General features: G+C 64.6%; 16 protein-coding genes and 23 tRNA genes. 9 read left to right on the plus strand and 30 right to left on the minus strand.

Annotation, left to right across the window (positions count from 1 at the left end):
* Positions 1–20: 20 nt before the first annotated feature.
* Together sigI and QOH60_RS07360 are read right to left on the minus strand one after the other, a co-directional pair.
* Complete coding sequence (gene sigI / locus QOH60_RS07355) at positions 21–869, minus strand: RNA polymerase sigma factor SigI (RefSeq protein ID WP_526418682.1); 849 nt, start codon at positions 867–869, stop codon at positions 21–23.
* A 241-nt stretch (positions 870–1,110) separates the two neighbouring features.
* Positions 1,111–1,275: a hypothetical protein gene (locus QOH60_RS07360; RefSeq protein ID WP_526418760.1), complete on the minus strand. Its 165-nt coding sequence runs from the start codon at positions 1,273–1,275 to the stop codon at positions 1,111–1,113.
* Here QOH60_RS07360 and QOH60_RS07365 point away from each other — a divergent pair.
* The 3 genes from QOH60_RS07365 to QOH60_RS07375 all read left to right on the plus strand — a co-directional run bounded on the left by QOH60_RS07365 (position 1,232) and on the right by QOH60_RS07375 (position 2,948).
* Positions 1,232–1,516 carry a DUF3887 domain-containing protein gene (locus tag QOH60_RS07365; RefSeq protein WP_526418684.1) on the plus strand — a complete coding sequence of 95 codons (285 nt, stop codon included), beginning with the start codon at positions 1,232–1,234 and terminating at the stop codon, positions 1,514–1,516. The genes QOH60_RS07360 and QOH60_RS07365 overlap by 44 nt on opposite strands.
* Before the next feature lie 114 nt (positions 1,517–1,630).
* Positions 1,631–2,473, plus strand: coding sequence for an NAD(P)H-binding protein (locus tag QOH60_RS07370; protein WP_526418686.1), 843 nt, complete (start codon positions 1,631–1,633; stop codon positions 2,471–2,473).
* A 16-nt stretch (positions 2,474–2,489) separates the two neighbouring features.
* A complete protein-coding gene (locus QOH60_RS07375) occupies positions 2,490–2,948 on the plus strand; it encodes a nitroreductase family deazaflavin-dependent oxidoreductase (RefSeq protein WP_526418688.1) in 459 nt (152 codons plus the stop codon).
* Between the two features lie 3 nt (positions 2,949–2,951).
* On the opposite strand, the gene QOH60_RS07380 is transcribed toward QOH60_RS07375, so the two are convergent.
* The 3 genes from QOH60_RS07380 to QOH60_RS07390 form a co-directional block, all read right to left on the minus strand.
* Positions 2,952–4,529: a DUF4407 domain-containing protein gene (locus QOH60_RS07380; RefSeq protein ID WP_526418690.1), complete on the minus strand. Its 1,578-nt coding sequence runs from the start codon at positions 4,527–4,529 to the stop codon at positions 2,952–2,954.
* A 125-nt stretch (positions 4,530–4,654) separates the two neighbouring features.
* Positions 4,655–4,726 (minus strand) — tRNA-Lys (locus QOH60_RS07385).
* Between the two features lie 85 nt (positions 4,727–4,811).
* Positions 4,812–4,883 (minus strand) — tRNA-OTHER (locus tag QOH60_RS07390).
* Positions 4,884–5,117: 234 nt separating this feature from the next.
* Here QOH60_RS07390 and QOH60_RS07395 point away from each other — a divergent pair.
* Positions 5,118–6,305, plus strand: coding sequence for a TIR domain-containing protein (locus tag QOH60_RS07395; RefSeq protein ID WP_526418692.1), 1,188 nt, complete (start codon positions 5,118–5,120; stop codon positions 6,303–6,305).
* Position 6,306: 1 nt separating this feature from the next.
* Here QOH60_RS07395 and QOH60_RS07400 read toward each other — a convergent pair.
* From QOH60_RS07400 to QOH60_RS07500, 21 genes are all read right to left on the minus strand, one after another.
* Positions 6,307–6,377 (minus strand) — tRNA-Gln (locus tag QOH60_RS07400).
* Between the two features lie 20 nt (positions 6,378–6,397).
* Positions 6,398–6,472 (minus strand) — tRNA-Arg (locus QOH60_RS07405).
* Positions 6,473–6,554: 82 nt separating this feature from the next.
* Positions 6,555–6,625, minus strand: a tRNA-Ile gene (locus QOH60_RS07410).
* 4 nt (positions 6,626–6,629) lie between these two features.
* Positions 6,630–6,701: transfer RNA gene (locus tag QOH60_RS07415), tRNA-Asp, on the minus strand.
* A 17-nt stretch (positions 6,702–6,718) separates the two neighbouring features.
* Positions 6,719–6,791: transfer RNA gene (locus QOH60_RS07420), tRNA-Thr, on the minus strand.
* A 65-nt stretch (positions 6,792–6,856) separates the two neighbouring features.
* Positions 6,857–6,929, minus strand: a tRNA-Thr gene (locus tag QOH60_RS07425).
* 1 nt (position 6,930) lies between these two features.
* Positions 6,931–7,005: transfer RNA gene (locus QOH60_RS07430), tRNA-Leu, on the minus strand.
* 4 nt (positions 7,006–7,009) lie between these two features.
* Positions 7,010–7,082, minus strand: a tRNA-Asn gene (locus tag QOH60_RS07435).
* A 16-nt stretch (positions 7,083–7,098) separates the two neighbouring features.
* Positions 7,099–7,197, minus strand: a tRNA-OTHER gene (locus tag QOH60_RS07440).
* 5 nt (positions 7,198–7,202) lie between these two features.
* Positions 7,203–7,276: transfer RNA gene (locus QOH60_RS07445), tRNA-Lys, on the minus strand.
* A gap of 1 nt (position 7,277) precedes the next feature.
* Positions 7,278–7,351, minus strand: a tRNA-Val gene (locus tag QOH60_RS07450).
* A gap of 6 nt (positions 7,352–7,357) precedes the next feature.
* A tRNA-Phe gene (locus tag QOH60_RS07455) sits at positions 7,358–7,429 on the minus strand.
* Between the two features lie 9 nt (positions 7,430–7,438).
* Positions 7,439–7,513 (minus strand) — tRNA-Ala (locus QOH60_RS07460).
* Positions 7,514–7,630: 117 nt separating this feature from the next.
* Positions 7,631–7,705, minus strand: a tRNA-Gly gene (locus QOH60_RS07465).
* Between the two features lies 1 nt (position 7,706).
* Positions 7,707–7,782: transfer RNA gene (locus tag QOH60_RS07470), tRNA-Gly, on the minus strand.
* Positions 7,783–7,913: 131 nt separating this feature from the next.
* Positions 7,914–7,987: transfer RNA gene (locus tag QOH60_RS07475), tRNA-His, on the minus strand.
* A gap of 7 nt (positions 7,988–7,994) precedes the next feature.
* Positions 7,995–8,067, minus strand: a tRNA-Cys gene (locus tag QOH60_RS07480).
* 17 nt (positions 8,068–8,084) lie between these two features.
* Positions 8,085–8,160, minus strand: a tRNA-Leu gene (locus QOH60_RS07485).
* Position 8,161: 1 nt separating this feature from the next.
* Positions 8,162–8,238: transfer RNA gene (locus QOH60_RS07490), tRNA-Met, on the minus strand.
* Between the two features lie 157 nt (positions 8,239–8,395).
* Positions 8,396–8,470, minus strand: a tRNA-Pro gene (locus tag QOH60_RS07495).
* Between the two features lies 1 nt (position 8,471).
* A tRNA-Trp gene (locus tag QOH60_RS07500) sits at positions 8,472–8,543 on the minus strand.
* Positions 8,544–8,648: 105 nt separating this feature from the next.
* Here QOH60_RS07500 and fadD4 point away from each other — a divergent pair.
* Positions 8,649–10,172 (plus strand): fatty-acid--CoA ligase FadD4, encoded by a 1,524-nt coding sequence (gene fadD4, locus QOH60_RS07505; protein ID WP_526418694.1) that lies wholly within the window; start codon positions 8,649–8,651, stop codon positions 10,170–10,172.
* A 62-nt stretch (positions 10,173–10,234) separates the two neighbouring features.
* Entirely contained in the window at positions 10,235–11,146 is a 912-nt protein-coding gene (locus tag QOH60_RS07510) for a hotdog family protein (protein WP_526418752.1), read from the plus strand.
* A 4-nt stretch (positions 11,147–11,150) separates the two neighbouring features.
* On the opposite strand, the gene QOH60_RS07515 is transcribed toward QOH60_RS07510, so the two are convergent.
* Complete coding sequence (locus QOH60_RS07515; RefSeq protein WP_526418696.1) at positions 11,151–12,038, minus strand: alpha/beta hydrolase; 888 nt, start codon at positions 12,036–12,038, stop codon at positions 11,151–11,153.
* Between the two features lie 338 nt (positions 12,039–12,376).
* Here QOH60_RS07515 and QOH60_RS07520 point away from each other — a divergent pair, with 338 nt between their 5' ends.
* Both QOH60_RS07520 and QOH60_RS07525 read left to right on the plus strand, forming a co-directional pair.
* Entirely contained in the window at positions 12,377–13,594 is a 1,218-nt protein-coding gene (locus QOH60_RS07520; protein ID WP_526418699.1) for an alpha/beta hydrolase, read from the plus strand.
* A 36-nt stretch (positions 13,595–13,630) separates the two neighbouring features.
* Positions 13,631–15,067 carry a WS/DGAT/MGAT family O-acyltransferase gene (locus tag QOH60_RS07525; RefSeq protein ID WP_526418701.1) on the plus strand — a complete coding sequence of 479 codons (1,437 nt, stop codon included), beginning with the start codon at positions 13,631–13,633 and terminating at the stop codon, positions 15,065–15,067.
* Here QOH60_RS07525 and QOH60_RS07530 read toward each other — a convergent pair.
* From QOH60_RS07530 to QOH60_RS07540, 3 genes are read right to left on the minus strand one after another with little or no spacing between them, the layout of a single operon-like run.
* On the minus strand, positions 15,064–16,326 hold the full coding sequence (locus tag QOH60_RS07530; RefSeq protein WP_526418702.1) for an alpha/beta hydrolase: 1,263 nt from the start codon (positions 16,324–16,326) through the stop codon (positions 15,064–15,066). The two genes, QOH60_RS07525 and QOH60_RS07530, sit on opposite strands and share 4 nt — an antisense overlap.
* On the minus strand, positions 16,319–17,932 hold the full coding sequence (gene fadD12, locus QOH60_RS07535; RefSeq protein ID WP_526418754.1) for an acyl-CoA ligase FadD12: 1,614 nt from the start codon (positions 17,930–17,932) through the stop codon (positions 16,319–16,321). The genes QOH60_RS07530 and fadD12 overlap by 8 nt, the downstream gene beginning before the upstream one ends.
* Before the next feature lie 21 nt (positions 17,933–17,953).
* Positions 17,954–18,772, minus strand: a complete 819-nt coding sequence (locus QOH60_RS07540) for a lysophospholipid acyltransferase family protein (protein ID WP_526418704.1) — start codon at positions 18,770–18,772, stop codon at positions 17,954–17,956.
* A gap of 96 nt (positions 18,773–18,868) precedes the next feature.
* On the opposite strand from QOH60_RS07540, the gene QOH60_RS07545 reads away from it, so the two are divergent.
* A complete protein-coding gene (locus QOH60_RS07545) occupies positions 18,869–19,648 on the plus strand; it encodes an enoyl-CoA hydratase/isomerase family protein (RefSeq protein WP_526418706.1) in 780 nt (259 codons plus the stop codon).
* Positions 19,649–19,657 lie beyond the last annotated feature (9 nt).

The following is a 19,657-nucleotide window of genomic DNA, read 5'->3' on the forward strand; positions in this document are numbered from 1 at the left end:
CGCAGCCATTCTCGCGGGCGCTAGTTGAATCGCGCTGACGGGTCGGCTGTTGCCTCGATCTTGAGCACGCGGCCGTCGTGGATGGTCAGGACCAGCACGGCGAAGAGTCGGCGCCGTGCATAGCCGAGCAGCACCGGCTGGCCGACAGGGGCCCCGACCAGCGTCACGCCGGGGCCGACATGGCGCAGCAGATTGGTGGCGACGTCGTGTGGTCCGTGGTTGATCTGCTGCGGCGGCGTGGGATCGCCCAGCAGCGTCGCGGCACCCCAGACCGACGGGTCAAGCACCGACGCCAGCGCCGCCAAATCACCTGTCGCACAGGCCGCGATGAACTTCTGCATCACTTCAACATGGTCGTCGTGGCTGACATCGGTAACCGATGGTCCGACCGCCCGGATCTTGGCGCGGGCGCGGCGTGCCAGTTGACGGCAGGTCCCCGCGGGCCGGCCGACTGTTTGCGCGATCTCGTCGAACGGGACCTTGAAGACATCGTGCAGCACCAGCGCAACCCGCTCACCGGGGCTCAGCCGCTGCAGCACGTGCATCAGCGCGCCGCTGACCTGGTCATCGAGCGTGACCCGATCGGCAGGATCGACGGCTGCAGCCGACCTCTCTTCGAGAATTGTTGCTTCAGTGGGTGATTCGTATCTGTGCCGGGCCGAACGCACCAGATCGAGTGACAGCCTGCCGACCACCACTGTCAGCCACGCCCGTACATCGTCGATCACCTCGTCCGCCCGGGCAAGCCGCAGAAACGATTCCTGGGCGACGTCTTCGGCGTCCCCGATGTCGCCCAGCATCTGATAGGCGAGGTTGACCAAGTACGGACGATGGCGCTGCCAGTCGCCGGCCAGACTGATGTCGCTCATCTCCATACGACGAAACTCACCGGGAAAACGTTACGACAACCTGTGAGTTGTGGCGATGCCGCCTGTGAGAGCACGAAAGACGGTCTACATTGCGGACAGAAATGGCCGACGGGGCCATGACCACTGGAGGTCACATCGTGAAGGCCATCCATCAACAACCGAAACGCCTGGTTGCCGGCACTGCGCTCGTGTCAGCCGCTCTCGTCCTAGCGGCGTGTGGAGGCAACAACGGCGGTGGCAATCAGACGTCTTCCACCTCGAGTTCTGCGTCGAGCTCGGCTTCGTCCAGTGCGGCCCCGTCGTCCACGGCTGCACCCGCGAACGCCAGTGACCAGCACGCCCTAAAGATCTTCGATGATGTCGTGAAGGGTGATTTCACTGCGGCGACAGCCGATTTCGATGCCACGATGAAACAGGCTGTGCCCGCTGACAAGCTGACGAGTGCCTGGGGCAAGTACCAGGACGAGTTCGGCAAGTACCAGTCGCACGGGACTCCGGCGGATTCTCAGCTCGGCGACCTCACTGTGGTCAACGTCCCCCTGCAGATGGAGAAAATGCCGGGACTGTACCGAGTGTCGTTCCATCCGGACGGTACCGTCGCGGGCCTGTGGTTCCTGACGCCCGACGCTCCGATGCCAACTTCATAGCCGGGGCCTGGGCCCTCCCGTCGCTTCGCTCGCCCCTGCGTAACTTTCCGCTTCTGCGCTCCGTCCTTGTGTGTAGCCGGATGATCCGGCCGATGCGAGGAACGGAGGTGAGTCATGGCAGAGATAATCGTCGTGACCGGAGCGACCGGCAATGTGGGCCGGCCTCTGGTCGCCGGGCTGCTGGCCGCCGGCGCACAGGTGCGCGCGGTGAGTCGCCACCCGGAGAACGCACAGCTGCCGGTGGAAGCGAAGGTCTTCGAACGCGCCGCGGACGCGATCCCTGGTGCGTCGGGGATGTTTTTGAACTCGCGAGCCCTGGGCGACGAGATGGCGGCGGTGGTGACCTCAGCACAGCGGCAAGGCGTCAGGCGACTAGTGGCCCTATCCGCGATCAACGCTGACGACGACGTCTCCCGCCAGCCTTCGCGCTTCCGTGGCGATCGCAACAAAGAGGCCGAGCAGCTCGCTGTCGAATCCGGGCTCGAGTGGGTGAGTCTGCGGCCGTCGGTCTTCGTCACCAATTTCGCTGGGATGTGGGCCGGGCAGATCGCGACGGGTGACACGGTGTACGGGCCGTACGCGACAGCGTCAAGCGCGCCGATCGTCGAGAGTGACATCGCGGCAGTCGCGGTGAAGGCGCTGCTGTCGGATACCCTTCTAGCACAACGCATTCCGCTGACTGGGCCGCAGTCATTAACCAATGCCGAGATGGTAGACACCATCGGATCCGTCATCGGGCGGCCATTGCGTTACCACGAGATTTCACCGGACCAGGTGCGGGAGCGGTTCATCGGCTTGGGTTTTCCGGCCGAGTTCGGCGACGCGTATGTCGCTTTGCTTGGCGCCGCGGTCGACTCACCGGCCATGGTGACCGACGCCGTCGAGCAGATTCTCGGCAGGCCGGCCACATCGTTCGAGCAATGGCTCACCGAACACCGCAGCGTGTTCGCGAATTAGCAAGGAAGGCTGAACAATGTCCGCACAACGAGCGTCCGCCCCGCGACCGCCGCGGTATCTGAAGCCGATGAACAAGCTCATGATGGCGATCCAGAAGCTGGGCATCCCGACCGGGCCGGCCATGGTGCTGACGGTGCCAGGCCGCCGTACGGGCCAGCCGCGAAGCACGCCGATGACGCCTTTCACCTACGACGGCAAGTTGTACACCGTGGCGGGGTACCCGGGCTCGGACTGGCCGCGCAACGCGCGGGCGGCAGGTGAGGGGACTCTGAGCCGTGGCAGGAAGTCGCGGCGGGTCAGGATCGTCGAACTCGCACCCGAGGAGGCGCGTCCCGTGCTGCGCGAGTTCCCCCGCCAGGTGCCCGTCGGTGTGAGCTTCGCCAAGCGCTCAGGCATGGTCACGGATGGGACGCCGGACGAATTCGAAGCCCTTGCAGGGCAACTGGCGGTGTTTCGCTTCGACCCGATCGGTTGACGCCTACTGCGACGGCGGCAGCTCGCGGCGGCTGCCGCGGCGCAATTCTCCCTGACGGTCGGAATCGCCCAGCTCGACCAATCGTTGCGCCTCGTCCAGTTCAGCAGAAGGTTGGCCGCCGGACCTGAACGATCTGAACTCGTGTGCCTCATCCCAGGACTCGGCTGTGCCGGGATCGTGCCGGTGAGCCGGCTCGAAACCTTCTTCGGTGCTGACCGTCACGTTGTGGGTTCGCTTGAGCGAGAAGGTGATCTCCTCGACCTCCTCGAACGCCTGACGCACGGTGCGTAGCGGGTGCGTGGTCGTGTCGATGGCGCGGGCGACGATCGGCGGCACGAACGGGCGAATCCACCGAGCCGCGGTTTTTGTGACAGCCGGGATGAGGGACGAATTCTGCTGAGCCCCATCGTCATCGGCCTCGACGCGCGCCGGCAGATTCTTCTTTTCGGTCGCCGCAATGCTCGCGGCTTCCGCTTCGGCAGCGATCGGCAGGTACACGTCTGCTTCCAACGCGGGCTGGTTCGCGCGCTGTGAGGTCGCGTGGACGGGTTTGTCGATTGCTTCCTGAACTCGCCTGCGGTGCAGTTCGCGGTCGATCTCGTTCTGCGCATCGATCGCAAGCTGGGCGCTGGCGAGTTGCTGTTCGGCCCACATGTTTTCGATCTCGGCACGCACCTCCGCACGTTTGACCGAGATCGCGGTGTCGGCATCAACGTCGGCGCGCTCGCGGGTAGCGTCGGCCGCCTCGCTGTGCTCAGTCGTAGTCTCGCCGCTGAACAGCTTGAGCAGCAACGGAAGCAGGCTCAGCACGGCGAAGAATGCGATGGTCAGCGCCCAGAGCACCATCGCGCCCGCATCGCTCAGGGTATGGCCATGCATGGCCACCCATCGGGCGCCCAGGCCGCGATCGGCCGTCGAGACCGCGTTCTGCCGGGCTTGCGCCAAACTGCTCTCGGCGGCTGCGATGTCGGAATCGAGTTCCGGGCCCTCACGGTCCCGTGTTGCGACTGCGTCGTCCAGCTCACGCTGGGTGTCGGCGAGAAGCTCGTTCGCCGTTCGGGTTTCCGGTCCCGTACCGGGGAGTCCAGTGATGCGGGTTTGGGGGCAGCCCGGTGTTGGGTTGTATTCGCACCGCGCGACCACCAGCGCCTGGTCACGATGGATCCGCGCCTCGTCGACGGCGTTGTCCAGGGCCGTGCGTGCACCGCGGACGCGGTCGACATTTGCCGAGGCCTGCGCAACGGCGGGGGTGAAGTCAGCAGCCTGATCGGCCTGCTGGGTGATCCTCTGATCGATCGAGCCAGAAAACAACACAACCGCGGCGATCTCGCCGACCACGACCCCGAGGACGACGGCGACGGTGCCGCGGCCCAAGACGCCGGCCAGGCTGCGCTTGGGCCGATACGCAACCGCGAAGTTCACCGCGCCGACAATCACCGCGAACAGCAAAGTCAACGGCAGTATCGCGAGCACGTGCCAGTGGGTTGACTCGGCAACCGCAATGGTCGCCACAAGCCAGGCCAGCGCGGCGCTGACCAGCACAACCATGTCGCCGGAGTCGACAAATCTGCGTACGTTCATTGGAACCGAGAACACCTCCCGGTTTCCAGCGTGGCAGGGTATTCGCCGACACACCGAATCCAACCGGCATCGTGTGGCACGGCTCACAATCCGCATCTCTCTGACCACGCGAAACCGTGCCTACGTGCGCCGTGTAGGTATCGAACCCACCTCTCAAGATTAAAAGTCAAGAGCTAATCCATCTCAGCTAACGGCGCAGGTGCTTCGGTGTGACTTGCGCGAGAATGTATTTCGGCAGGCCTGTATCGCACTCTCGCTGTGGAAATGCAGTTTCGGGGCGTCTGGTACCTCCGGCGAGAGTCGAACTCACCATCCGGCCTTCGGAAAGCCAGGGCCAGCTCCGCTCGCGGAGGTCGGTGAGTTGCCCACCGAGGATTCGAACCTCGATTCGCGACGCTCAGAACGTCGTGTGCTGCCGGTTACACCAGTGGGCATTGAGCGTGATCCCGAAAGCGCACAGAATCAACCAGATTCGACGCAGCCGGGCGCCGGTGAAAGGCGGGGTCGAAATTTGGTACACGAAGCTCGCCACGAACACGCCAGCCGCACTGCATACTGACCTCGGCGATTCACCACTTGGGAGTGACCGTGCGGAAGATCTTCATCTCCTACGCCCGGCAGAACAAGCCCGACGTCGAACAGCTCGCTGCGCACCTTCATGTTCTCGGTTATCAGGCATGGGTCGACTCCCTGCTTCGCGGGGGTCAGGACTGGTGGGACCAGATTCTGCGGCGGATATCCGAGTGCGACGTGTTCATCTCCATAGTCTCGCAACCAACACTGAATTCGGCGGCTTGCAAACGTGAATTCGATTGGGCTGAGGCGCTGGGCAAACCGGTCCTTCCCGTTGCGATCGAGGCCATGCCGAAGATCCTTCCGCGGCGGTTGTCGAGTCGCCAGATCGTCGACTATTCCGAGCCGGCATCGCGAGACAAGGCGGCGTTGATTTTGGCTGGCAGTCTGGCCAGCCTTCCTGCGGCACCGCGGCTGCCCAGCCCGCTTCCGCAACCACCCTCGGCCCCGTTGTCCTATTTGTGGGACCTCATCGACCTCGTTTCGCGGCCGACTGTCCTCACTCAGCGAGAACAGCTCAATGTGATCGGGCGGCTCCGGCAGGCCTTGCGGTCCCGCGATTTCGCCGAGGCAGAGGGTGCACGGGAAATCTTGCAGCGGTTCGTTCAGCGCGATGACCTCACCCCTGACGTCTATCGACAGAGCGTCGAGCTGAACGGTCTGAATGATCCCGCCCGGCGCACAACTCACATCCCGAGGCCTCCCCAACCGATCCGCCCGCGGCCGAGTGGACCGCCGGGCAACACCGCGCCGCGAAGCTCGTACGTGAGCGACCATCCGCCGCGATTGGCCGATACCGCACCGAACGCACAGTCATCGTCATCTCCAAACGGTGGCGGTGCAGGTAGCGCGGGCCATCCGCTATTCACGCGCCGGGCGGCCATCATCGGAATCGGAGTTGCCGCGGTTGCATTCACTGTCGCGCTGGTCCTCACTCTCTGGCCGAATGACACCTCATCGCGCAGCGTCGTCCGAGAGACCACCACCACGCCGGTATCGACTTCCTTGTCGCCGACACCGGTGGCGCCGGTACCTCCGAAGACGAATCCGACGAAACGTCAGCCCGGAGGAGGCACCACGACGACCACGACGACCACGACGAAATCGTCCGGCGGGACTTCTGATAGTTCAGTTCCGACACCGCCCTCGACTGTCCCCAGGCCGCCGCCCCAATCACCGTTACCGGGGGCCCAACAGCGTTGAGCTGGAGAGCGAGGATTCGAACCCCGATCTTCTGTGCCAAAAACAGACGGGCTTCCATTACCCCAATCTCCATCGAACAATTCGCGAAAGTCTGGTACCCCCACCAGGAATCGAACCCGGATCTTCGGTTCCGTAAACCGACGTCATGTCCGTTGGACCATGGAGGTTTGGTACGAGCGCGCACAGAGGACCAAGGACCCGGTCACCTCTGTTCGATCGCCCGTCTTTGACCCGCCGGGCGCGGGACCGTGGCTCTACTGGGAATCGAACCCAGATCTCTGCCTTATCAGAGCAGTGCCCTGGCCATTGGACGATAGAGCGTCGCGCCTCCGGCGGGAATCGAACCCGCGTCACCCGCCTCGACAGGACGGCGCCTAACCATTCGGCCTCGAAGGCATTGTTGACTACTTCAGAGCTGCTGGTGGGGGTCGAACCCACTGCCTCGCACATACCAAGCGCGTGCTCTTCCAGACGAGCTACAACAGCGTCGGCCATACAGAGGCAGGGCAGTCTTCTCTTCGCGCAAGCGCTCATCGCCGATGAAAGTGCAGAGCCAAAGGCGAGGTTCGAACTCACTGCCTCCCGCTTACGAGGCGGGCGCTCAACCGCATGAGCTTCTCTGGCGTACTCCTGGCCGGATTCGAACCAGCACTTGACCGGGTTTGAGCCGGACGCCTCTCCCGGATTGGGCTACAGGAGCAAAGCTGACCACCCAGGATTCGAACCTGGACCAAACTCCTTAACAGGGAGCCGCACTACCAATTGTGCTAGTGGCCAAGGGTATTGAGTCTTGCAGACCGAGCGGGATTCGAACCCGCGCCATCCAGGTTGGCGGAGCTCGTTCTGCTCCACTCGTGCGCGCCTGGCGGGCTAACCACTACCCAATCGGTCCATGCGTACGCCCGGAAGGAATTGAACCTTCGTCCCCGGGGTAAGGGCCCGGTGCTATTCCCAGCTTCAGCTACGAGCGTGTGGTACCCCGTAGAGGAGTCGAACCTCTGCGCGCCCGATGTGAACGGGCAGCTCTTCCGTTGAGCTAACAGGGCTTAACGTGCCTACGCTTGGAGTCGAACCAAGTCCCCCGGAGCTTCAAACCGGAGCTCATCCACATGAGCTACGAAGGCGTGTGTAAGTGGACCAGGTCGGATTCGAACCGACATCCTTCTCCTTGCAAGGGAGTTGCTCTACCGAGTTGGAGCTACAAGCCCGAGCGGACGTGCGGAGCACAGACCGAGCGAAGCGGAAGACCGAGCAGTCGAAGCCCATGCCCGTGAGCACTCACCCGCTAGCAACGGGGACCGGCGCGCCTGTCCGGTTGATCTTCCTGGAGCACCCGGCGGGAATCGAACCCACGCTCTTCACGTTGGCGACGTGACGCCGTACCACTTGGCCACGAGTGCTTGGAGTGGATGGCGGGATTTGAACCCGCTCCATCTGGTTGGAGGCCAGACATGCTCGCCGTTGACACCACACCCACTTGAGCGCTTTCGTTTCCCGTCGCTTCGCTCGCCCGCGGAAGGCGGAGGGCACGCTCCCCGAGCGCCATCACGCGCTACCCGGCTTTCGACACCGGTCGCCTCACTACGAGACTGCTGCACCTTCCCTGGTTGGTCCCTTCGCACGGTTACGATCCGTGGTCCCCGGGGTCACATCCCGGCGCTCTGCCATTGAGCTACGAAAGGTACGCAGAGTGCCGAACTGGAATCGAACCAGCTATACGCAGTTTTGCAGGCTGCTACCTTGGCCACTCGGTCACCGGCACGTGTGTACTCGCGTACGTACTCCAGGAGAGATTCGAACTCCCACCGCACAGGGTCTAAGCCTGTCGCCTCTACCAGGATTGGGCTACTGGAGCATGGTGGCGCGAGTCGGATTCGAACCGACGGTCTTCAGGTTATGGGCCTGACGGGATTCCGAGCTTCCCCATCGCGCTACGCATTGAGTTGTCAGTGTTCAGGGTCATCACGGGCGAGACCGTGACGCCAGTGCGCCCAGATGGATTCGAACCACCAAAGCCCCACGGGACTAGCGGGTTACAGCCGCATTTGATCAGCCAATTCGTGGACGCATGTTCATGTTCAGTTGTGACGTCGCGCCGCCAGGACTCGAACCTGGGTTCTTCTGCACCCAAAACAGACGGGATGGCCAATCTTCCCTACAACGCGGCACGCCCTGTAGGACTCGAACCCACATCAAGCGGGTTTGGAAGCCGCTGTGTTCCCGTTACACCAAGGACGCATCTAGAAGGTACGAACAGCACGCCGCGCCGTGCAACCGATTTTTCGGCGGACGGGCGCCAACCGTTACATCAGGGCCCCATACACGCCACGTACAGTGCAGCGCATGCAGATCCGCGAGCATGCCCGCGACAACGGTGACAAGCCGGCCGTCATCCTGCACTCGTCCGGCATCGTCGTCGTCACATTCGCCGAACTAGAGGCGCGCGCCAACCAGCTGGCGCACCTGTTCCGCAAGCGTGGGCTGCGCGAGGGCGACACCGTCGCGGCGATCATGGAAAACAACGAGCACGTCCATGCGGTGATGTGGGCGGCTCGGCGATGCGGTCTGTACTACACGCTGATCAACACACACCTCACCCCGGCGGAGGTGGCCTACATCGTCGAGAACTCCGGGGCGAAGGCGATTATCGGCTCTGCGGCGATGCTCAGCGTCTGCGCGCAATTGCCTGCCGACGTTTTGCCAGACCTCCTGCTCATCGCGGACGGCGACCTTGACGGCTGGCAGCAATACCCGGAGTGTGTGGCCGAGCAGCCGCACACGCCGATCGACGACGAGCTCGAGGGCGATCTGCTGCAATACTCATCGGGAACTACCGGTCGCCCCAAGGGGATTCGCCGTCCGCTGTCTCACCTCACCCCTGCGGAAGCACCCAACTTCCTGGCGGCGCTGCTGGGCATCATTGGTGTCAACGAGGACTCCGTCTATCTCAGTCCCGCGCCCCTGTATCACACCGCGCCGTGCCTGTGGTCGATGTCCGCGCTGGCGATGGGCGCGACAGTGGTCGTGCTGCAGAAGTTCGATCCGGAACAGACACTCGCCTGCATCGAGCGTCACCACGTCACCCACGGTCAGTTCGTGCCGGTGATGTTCGTTCGTATGCTGAAACTGACTGATGCCGTGCGCAATTCGTACGATGTGACCAGCTTGCAGCGGGCGATCCATGCCGCCGCGCCGTGTCCGGTTCAGATCAAGCAACAGATGATCGACTGGTGGGGGCCGATCGTCGACGAGTATTACTCCTCCTCAGAGGGCGCTGGCATCACGTTCATCTCCGCCGAGGACTGGATGACGCATCCCGGGTCAGTGGGCAAGTCGCTGTTGGGGATTGCGCACGTTCTCGACGACGACGGTGACGACATGCCAGCCGGACAGGCGGGCCAAGTGTATTTCGATATCGGCGGCGCGCGCTTCGAGTACCACAAGGACCCGGAAAAGACGGCGGCATCCCGCGACCGGCACGGCTGGGTGACCGTCGGCGACGTCGGCTATCTGGATGACGACGGCTACCTGTTCCTCACCGACCGCCGGCACCACATGATCATCTCCGGCGGTGTGAACATCTATCCGCAGGAAGCCGAGAACCTGTTGGTGACGCATCCGAAGGTGCTCGACGCCGCGGTGTTCGGCATCCCCGACGAGGAGATGGGGCAGTCTGTGAAGGGGGTGGTGCAGACCGTCGAATCAGCCGACGCCACGGCAACGTTCGCCGACGAGCTACTGGCCTGGCTGCGCGACCGGTTGGCGCACTACAAGTGTCCGCGGTCCATTTCGTTCGAGCCGCAGTTGCCCAGGACCGACACCGGCAAGCTGTACAAGCAGGAGTTGATCGCGAAATACTCGCGATAGGAGGAACGGTGCCGTACTTCGACGAGCTGCACGTGGGCCAGGTCTTCGACACGGCGCCGTCGATGACGCTGACGGCGGGGGTGGCCGCCGCGCACCAGGCGATTCTCGGGGACCGGCTGCGATTGCCGTTGGACGCGCACTTGTCATACGCGGTGACGGGTGCGACGAGCGCGCTGGCACACCCGGGGCTGGTCTGTGACGTCGCGATCGGCCAGTCGACGCTGGCCACCTTTCACGTCAAGGCGAATCTGTTCTATCGCGGTCTGGTGTTCCACCGCTATCCCGTCATCGGCGACAGCCTATTCACGCGCACGGAAGTCGTTGGTCTACGGGAGAATTCGTCCAAGCCGGGGCGCGCTCCCACGGGACTGGCGGCGCTGCGGATGACGACCATCGACCAGGTCGGGCAGTTGGTGCTCGACTTCTACCGCTGCGCCATGCTGCCTCTGAGCCGTGACGCCGACCCGGACCGCGAGCCCTCCGTCGACGACCTCTCGGCCATCGGTGCGGTGACCACGACGACCACCACACCGACCGACGAGTGGGATGCCGGCGAGTACCGGCGGCGCGTCCCCGGACCGCATTTCGACCCTGGGCTTGCGGGCCAGGTGCTCCACAGCAGCGCCGACGTGGTGTCGAGCGCGCCCGAGCTGGCCCGACTCACGTTGAACATCGCTGCCACTCACCATGATTCGCGTGTTGGCGGAAGTCGCCTCGTGTACGGCGGACACACCATCGGATTGGCTCTTGCCCAAGCGAGCCGGTTGTTGCCCACCCTGGTGACCGTGCTGGGCTGGGAGTCCTGCGACCACGCCGGTCCGGTCCACGAGGGTGACACGCTGGTCAGCGAGCTTCACGTCGAGGCGGCAGACCCGCTGCCGTTGGGCGGCGGCGTGCTACGGCTGAGGTCGGTGGTCAGCGACGTCACCGGGCGGCCGGTCCTGGACTGGCGGTTCTCGGCGCTACAGTTCTGACCGGTCAAAGCCCCAGCGCCCCACGCAGCGCGTCGCACTGGCTCGCGAAGTACGCCCGCGATACCGATGCCTTGGGGGCGACGCGGTCGAAAACGTGAAACGCCCCCGGCACGACTTCGAGGTGGCAGGGCACAGCCGACTGGGTCAGTCGTTCTGCGTACGCCACGCATTCGCGGTGGAAGAAGTCTTCGGTGCCGACGCCGATCCATGCCGGCGGCAGTCCCGCAAGGTCGGTGCGCCGGGCCGGAACCGCGACGTCCGGGTCGGCGCCGTCGAGGTACAGCTGCCACGCCAAGCGATTGCTGCCCTCGTTCCACAACCGGTAGTTGTGCACACTCGCGGGATTCGCGACTGCGCGGTCGTCGAGCATCGGGTAGTTCAAAAGCTGAAGTACAACGGGGATTTCGCCGCGGTCGCGAACCATGAAGGCCAGTGCTGCCGCCAAGCCGCCGCCTCCGCTCTCCCCGCCTATCGCCACCCGCCCCGGGTCGACCGCCGGCAGCGACATCAGCCACTTCAGCGCTGCGTAGCAGTCCCCGAGGCCTTCGGGGTATGGATGCTCGGGCGCGAGCCCGTACTGCGGTGCCGCGATAGTGATCCCGAGCTCGCGAGACAGCCGCAGGCAGAAATCGTCGCTTTGCTCCGGTCTGCCGACGACATACCCCCCGCCGTGAATCCACAGCAGCGCTCCGGGTGTGGCATGGGAAACGGGCGGCCGGCACAGCCTCATACGCCGACCGGACGTCAGGATCAGCGACTCGACGCCCCGGCGCGCCGGCACCAGCCGATCCAAGACCCGCGTCACCGGTATCGACCGACGTGTCAGCGATCTGCGGGGCATGAACCGCGCGAGCCTCCGCAACTCTGGGTGGAAGGCGTTGGTCTCGGCCATGGATCGTCGTCTTTCGTCGATTGATCTCACGCCAGGATATCGTGCGCTGCGAAAGCTGTTGCAGGACCGTGGGATTGCGGGGTAGAGGTGTTGGCCGAACACGGCTGTACGAAATCTCTTGATAGATAGGCTAATTCACGCCGCCCCTGTTAGAATTGTCCGTGTCTGCCATTCGTCGTCCGGTGCCCTTCGGCATCGCTGTGACAGCGGCAAATTGCATCGGCACCGACGACTCGTCAGCGTCGGAATCTCCGGCGTTTCCGCTGGTCGTGGACTCAAGGGCGGCAGTGTGGGAACAAAATCGATTGAAATCAACCGTGCGGGGGTACAGTGCGAAAATGGCTTCCCCCCAGCCCGGGCGGCACACGCCCAGCCTGAAGTCCCGGGCGTTGTGGTTTGTCCGTGCGCGCCCTGTGGACTACATGCTGGCATTGAGCGAGTTCTACGCGTCTCTGCCGCTGATCGGCAAACATCTCGAGGCGCTCGGTGCGATCACCGCGATGGGAGCGTGGGGCTACAAGCACGCCCCCGACTTCGCGTCCACGGTGGCCCGCAACCGGGCGCAGGGCGCGGCCGAGCAGCACCGACTGGATCGTGCGATGACCAACGAGGTCGCCGCAGCCGCTCTGCGCGACTTCGTGGCGCCGGAGCGCCTGGACGTCATGTGGCCTCAGCCCGACCGCAGGGCGCCGCTGTGGCGCGGACTGGAACAGCGCCGCCGGTACCTGCACCGCAGCAGCGTGCGCTACGGCGACGCGCCGAGTCAGTTGCTCGACGTGTGGCGTCGCCCAGACCTCACCGGGCCCGCGCCGGTGTTGGTATTCGTGCCGGGCGGGGCATGGGTGGTCGGCAGCCGGATGCTCCAGGGTTACGCGCTGATGAGTCATCTTGCCGAGATGGGGTGGGTGTGCCTGTCGGTGCAGTACCGAGTGTCACCCCACCACCGTTGGCCGCGGCACGTGGCAGACGTGAAAGCAGCCGTCGCGTGGGCGCGCGCGAACGTCGACCGGTTCGGCGGTGACCGCGACTTCGTGGCCATCGCGGGCTGCTCCGCTGGAGGGCACCTCGCCGCGTTGACGGGGTTGACGCCCGAAGAGCCGGATTTCCACATCGACCTGCCTGACGACGCAGACACCTCCGTCGACGCGGTGGTCGGCATCTACGGACGCTACGACTGGGAGGACAAATCCACTCTCGAACGCGACCGATTCGTCGACTTCCTCGAGCGGGTCGTCGTCAAGAGACGAATCGCCAGGCATCCGGAGGTGTTTCGCAAGGCATCGCCGATCGCGCAGGTTCGGCCCGACGCTCCGCCGTTCCTTGTGGTCCACGGCGGCGCCGACAACGTGATCCCCGTCGAGCAGGCGCGGGTGTTCGTCGAGCGACTGCGCTCCACGTCACGATCCACGGTCGGCTATCTCGAGTTGCCGGGCGCCGGCCACGGATTCGACATGACCGACGGCGCGCGCACCAAGTCGACCGCGACCGTGATCGGTATGTTCCTTGACGAGGTTCACCGAAGCCATTCAATGAGCCGGGCAAAAGAGGTTATATAGGCGTGTAGCCCGTCGGAGTCGTCCGAAGGGGGAAACGTGAAGCGACTCAACGGCTGGGATGCTGTGCTGCTGTACAGCGAGACGCCCAACATCCACACGCACACATTAAAGATCGCCGTGATCGACGCCACCGATTTCGACGGCGATTTCACGTTCGAGCTGTTCCGGCGGACCCTGCGCAGGCGCCTGCACCTGCTCGAGCCCCTGCGCTACAAGCTGGTTCACATCCCCATGCAACTGCACCACCCGATGTGGCACGAAAAGGCGGACATCGACCTGAACTACCATCTGCGTCGCGTTCGGGTTGCGCCGCCGGGTGGGCGCCGCGAACTCGACGAGGTGATCGGCGAGATCGCCTCCACTCCGCTTGACCGCAGCAGGCCGCTGTGGGAGATGTACTTCGCCGAGGGCATGTCCGACAACCGATTCGCCGTGATCGGCAAGGTGCACCACGCGCTGGCAGACGGCGTCGCGTCAGCCAACATGATGGCCAAAGCGATGGACTTGAAGGGCACCATCCAAGACGAGCGGGATCTGTACGCGACGAACGCGCCACCGTCGACCGGGAACCTGCTGGCAGCCGCGTGGCGCGATCATCTTTCGCAGACGCGACAGTTGCCTCAGCTGGTCAAGGACACCGTCGCCGGCGTCAGCCGGGTGCGGGCCCGGGGCAAAGAACGTGGGCCGCACTCCGAGATGGCGAAGGCATTCTCTCCGCCGCCCACGTTCATGAATCACGTCGTCACATCCGGACGACGATTCGCGACCGCCACGCTGGCACTTTCGGACGTCAAGCAAACCAGCAAGCATCTCGGCATCACGATCAACGATGTGGTGTTGGCGACGGCTGCCGGAGCGCTGCGAGAATTGTTGCTGCGGTACGACGGGCACGCCGATGCGCCTCTGATCGCCTCGGTGCCGGCGAGCGTCAACACGTCACCGGAGCGGCTGACCGGCAACGAGTTCTCGGGGCTCAACGTGTCGCTGCCCGTGCAAGTCGACGACCCCCTCGAGCGAGTGCGACTGACCAAGCTGGGAGCGCAGCGGGCCAAAGAGGACTTCCACCTGCTCGGCCCCAGGGTGACGACGGAGTGGGCGGCGTACCTGCCGCCGGGTGTTGCGAAACCCGCGTTTCGGTGGCTGTCCAAGCGCGAGGCGCAGACGAAGGTGATGAACCTCCCGATCTCCAACGTCGCCGGCCCGCGTGAAAGGGGCCGCCTTGGCGGTGCGACGATCAGCGAAATCTATTCTGTTGGACCGCTGTTCGCGGGAAGCGGGATAAACATCACCGTGTGGAGTTACGTCGAGCAACTGAACATCTCGGTGCTTACCGACGACGTCACACTCGACGATCCGCACGAAGCCACGGACGCGATGGTGCGCGCGTTCATTGAATTGCGTTCAGCTGCAGGGCTTTCCGGCCAACTAACCGAGGTGTCTACCGCGATGGCGCCTGCGCGCGCGGCGGGCTAGCCCTTGGTTTTGGCGTACACCCAGGACAAGAACTTCGCAACCGCGTCCACTGTCTGATGCACACGCGGTGAGCCGTACATATCGAAACCGTGTTGCGTGTGCGGCAACTCGGCATACAGCACCGGCCGTTTAGCCACCTCACGGAACTCTTGCACGAAGTCGCGTGCTTCTTGCACCGGAATGAGCGAGTCATCGGTGCCGTGCACGACGAAGAACGGCGGCGCATCGGAATGGACGCGGGCGATCGACGACGCGTCGATGTAAATCTGCCTGTGCTCTTCGTAGCTCTTCTTGACAACCAGTTTCTCCAGGATCTCGACGAATTCGCGCCGTCCCTCGCCCTCCGTGGAGTACCAGTCATACCGGCCATACATCGGCACCGCCGCCACCACCGACGTGTCGGCGTCCTCGAAACCTGGTTGCCACACCGAATCATTGGGCGTCAGCGCGGCAAGCGAGGCCAGATGCCCACCCGCCGAACCGCCGGTGATCGCGACGAAATCAGGATCGCCACCGAACTCCGCTATGTGTTCCTTCACCCAGGCCAGCGCCCTTTTAGTGTCGACGATGTGATCAGGCCAGGTGTGCAGCGGGCTGACTCGATAGCCGACCGACACACACACCCAGCCGAGGTCGGCCATGTGACTCATCAACGGGTAGCCCTGGGGGCGGCGCATCCCGATCATCCACGCGCCACCCGGAATCTGCACCAGCACAGGCGCTTTGCCGTCACGCGGTAGGTCTCCCTTGCGCCACACGTCCGCCCGGTTCGCGCGGTACGGGCCGTAACGGATGACGTCCTGGCGGTCAACATAGCGTCGCCGGATCTGCGTGGTGCGCAACGGCCCCGCCGGCCTGCCCGTGCGCGACGGTGTCGACGGCAGCGTCGCCACCACGTCGGTGTAATCGTCGCCGAGGCCATCGCGAAGTGCGGCGGAGAGCACCGGTCCTGGTGTCGTGACATTGCGGCGGTAGATGATTCCGAGTACCGCCCACGAGGCCGCCGTCATTGCCAGCGCGAGCTTGCCGCGCCTGCCCGCAAAGTCTCCGCGCCGGCCACGCCTGATTGCGTCGAGCGCAGAGAGCGTGAGATAGACGTTGGGCACCTCATCAACGGTCCACCCGAACCAGAACGTGGGCAGCGTCGAGTAGCCCTTGCGGCCCAGTGGACGTAATGCATTGAGCGCGTTGATCAACTCGATGAAGCCGCGCAGCACCGGCCGCGGCCGACGCAACCGCCGTGCAAGAGTTTCACCCATCGGCGCCTACGTGACCCTTCAGCTCGTTGCGCAGGATCTTGCCGGTGACGCTGCGGGGGAGTTCGTCGAGCACGACGATCTCGCGGGGCACCTTGTAGTTGGCCAGGTTGTCGCGGACATGCTCCTTGAGGCTGTCCGGCGTTGCCTCCGAGTCCTTTTCGAGGACGACGAACGCTGCCAGCCGTTGCCCGTAGTCCTTGTCGTCCACACCCATCACCGACGCCTCCGCAACGTCGGGATGTGCCGCCAACGTCTTCTCCACTTCGATCGGGTACACGTTCTCGCCGCCCGACACGATCATCTCGTCGTCGCGTCCCACGACGAACAACCGGCCGTTGCCGTCCATGTACCCGACGTCACCAGAGGACATGAACCCGTTGTGGAAGTCCTTGGTCGCCCCGGAGGTGTAGCCCTCAAACAAGGTCCCGCTGCGGACGTAGATGCCGCCGGTCTCGCCCGTCGGCACCTCGTTGAAATCCTTGTCCAGGATCCGGATCTCGGTGCCAGGGGCTGGCTTTCCGGCGGTGTCGGGAGCCGCGCGCAGATCCTCGGGTGTGGCGCTGGCGATCAGGCCGGCCTCGGTGGCGTTGTAGTTGTTGACGATCACGTCGCCGAACTGGTCCATGAACGCGATGACGACGTCGGGCCGCATCCGCGACCCCGACGCCGCGGCGAACCGGAGCGAGCGGCCGCTGTACCGGCTGCGGACGTCGTCCGGCAGATCCATGATGCGGTCGAACATCACCGGCACTACGCACAATCCGGTCGCGCGATGGCGATCGATCAACTCGAGGGTGGCCTCGGGATCGAACTTGCGGCGGGTGATCACGGTGCACGCCATCGACGCGGCGAAGATCAGCTGCGAGAAACCCCACGCGTGGAACATCGGCGCGACGATCACCACGTTCTCCCCGACGCGCCAGGGTGTGCGGTCGAGGATGGACTTCAGCGCGCTGGCCTCACCGCTGGTCAGCTTGGCGCCCTTCGGCGTTCCCGTGGTACCGGACGTGAGCAGCACCGTCCTGCTCTTCTGGGTCGCCCGTTTCGGCTGCTCCCCGGCGTGCGAGTCGATCAGCTTCTGGACAGTGACGTCGTACTTCGAAGGGTTGTCAGTCCACGCCACAATCCTCGTCGCATCGGATTTTTCGGCCAGCGCGCGCTCGACGGTGTCGGTGAACTCTTCGTCGTATATCACGGCGTCGGCGCCTTCGCGGGCCACCACCTCCGCCAGTGCCGGACCGGCGAACGAGGTGTTCAGCAGCAGGATGTCGCTGCCGATGCGGTTCGCCGCGATAAGGGCGTCGACGAAACCACGGTGGTTGCGGCACATGATGCCGATGACTTTGGGCTGCCCGTTCGGCAGACCCTGCAGCCCGGCGCCCAACGCGTCCGCGCGCTCGTCGAGCTCGCGCCACGTCAGGGTGCCGAGCTCGTCGATCAAGCCGGGCTGGTCAGGGCAGCGCTGCGCTGCCGAGGCGAAACCCGATGTGGCTGCCATGTTTTCGCGCCGCATGACATTCGCGATCCGCAGGTATTTGTCGGGTCGCATTGGCGCGATCAACCCGGCGCGCACCATCGTGTTGACGAGGCCGATGGTGCCGGTCACACGGTCGAGGGCAGACACCGATCAGCCCAGAATCGGGAGCCGGCGTTCGCGGCCCAACCGGTCGAGCGCTCGCTGCATCACCTCGCGCACGTGGGCGTCGACGGCGTCGACGTCGGGATCCTCGCCGAACTCGGCCACGATGTCGATGGGCTCGAGCACCTGGGTGACGATCTTGGTGGGCAGCGGCACGTTGGGAGGCAGGATTCCGGCCACACTGAACCCGAACGGAAATCCGAACGACACGGGGAGGATCTTCGCGCGGACCGCGCGCGCGATCGGACCGAGCCGCTTCGCCAGCGCAGTCCCGCGCGTCAAGTAAAGCTGGTTCTCCTGGCCGCCGATCGACACCGCAGGCACGATCGGCACGCCGGCCTCGATCGCCGTCCGCACATAACCTTTGCGCCCGTCGAAGTCGATCACGTTCTCCCACAACGTGGGTCGCATCGCGTCGTAGTCGCCGCCCGGGAACACCACGACGAGGTGCCCCGACCGCAGCGCCTCGGCGGCGTTCTCCCGGCTCGCTTTGATGAAGCCGGTGCGGCGCAACACGTTTCCGATCGGCCCGATGAAGAGCATGTCATGCGACAGCGTGTGGATCGGCCGGTCGTAGCCGAACTTCTCGTAGAACTCGACGGCAAGGATCGGGACGTCAGCCGCGAACTGGCCGCCGGAGTGGTTGGAGACGAGCAACGCGCCGCCGGCGGGCGGGATGTTCTCCAGCCCGCGGACCTCCGTCCGGAAATACCGCCGCAGCAGCGGACGCAGAAAGTTGATGACGCTCTCGGTGAACTCGGGATCCCATTTCTCGATCTCGACACGATCGACTTCGGCGTCGCTCATGGTTCTCCCCTGTCCCGTACCTGCTCCTGGGCGCTTACGGCCAGTTCGAATGGTACCGACAGCCCGTTTACGCCCGTCGGGTAGTTTCACTAACTCATGAGCCAACCGTCAGACGAAGCCCCCGCAGTACTCGTCGAGCAGCGCGACCGGATCCTGCTGATCACCATCAACCGGCCCAAGGCAAAGAACGCGGTCAACGCCGAGGTCAGTCGTGGTCTCGCCGACGCCATGGACCGGCTTGACGAAGAACCCGGCCTTTCGGTCGGCGTGCTGACGGGCGCCGAGGGCTCGTTCTCCGCCGGCATGGACTTGAAAGCATTCGCCCGCGGCGAGAACGTGGTGGTCGAAGGCCGCGGGATGGGATTCACCGAACGGCCGCCGGTCAAGCCGCTGATCGCGGCCGTTGAGGGCTACGCGCTGGCCGGCGGGACCGAGCTGGCCCTGGCGACGGATCTGATCGTCGCCGCGTCGAACTCCGCCTTCGGAATCCCGGAGGTCAAACGCGGCCTGGTGGCAGGCGGCGGCGGGTTGCTGCGTCTCCCGCAGCGGATTCCCTACGCGATCGCGATGGAGCTGGCGCTCACCGGCGACAACCTCTCCGCTGAGCGGGCACACGAGCTCGGACTCGTCAACGTCCTCACAGAGCCGGGCAAGGCGCTCGACGGCGCGATCGAACTTGCCGAGAAGATCACCGCCAACGGACCTCTTGCCGTCGCGGCCACCAAGCGGATCATCGTCGAGTCGCGGGCCTGGCAGCCCGAGGAGATGTGGCGCGAGCAGGTCAAGATCCTGATGCCGGTGTTCGGCTCCAACGACGCCAAAGAGGGCGCGATCGCGTTCGCCGAGAAGCGCCCGCCCAAGTGGACCGGCACCTGATCCGCCAAC

This window comes from Mycobacterium sp. (assembly GCF_032159765.1).
Classification (GTDB): domain Bacteria; phylum Actinomycetota; class Actinomycetes; order Mycobacteriales; family Mycobacteriaceae; genus Mycobacterium.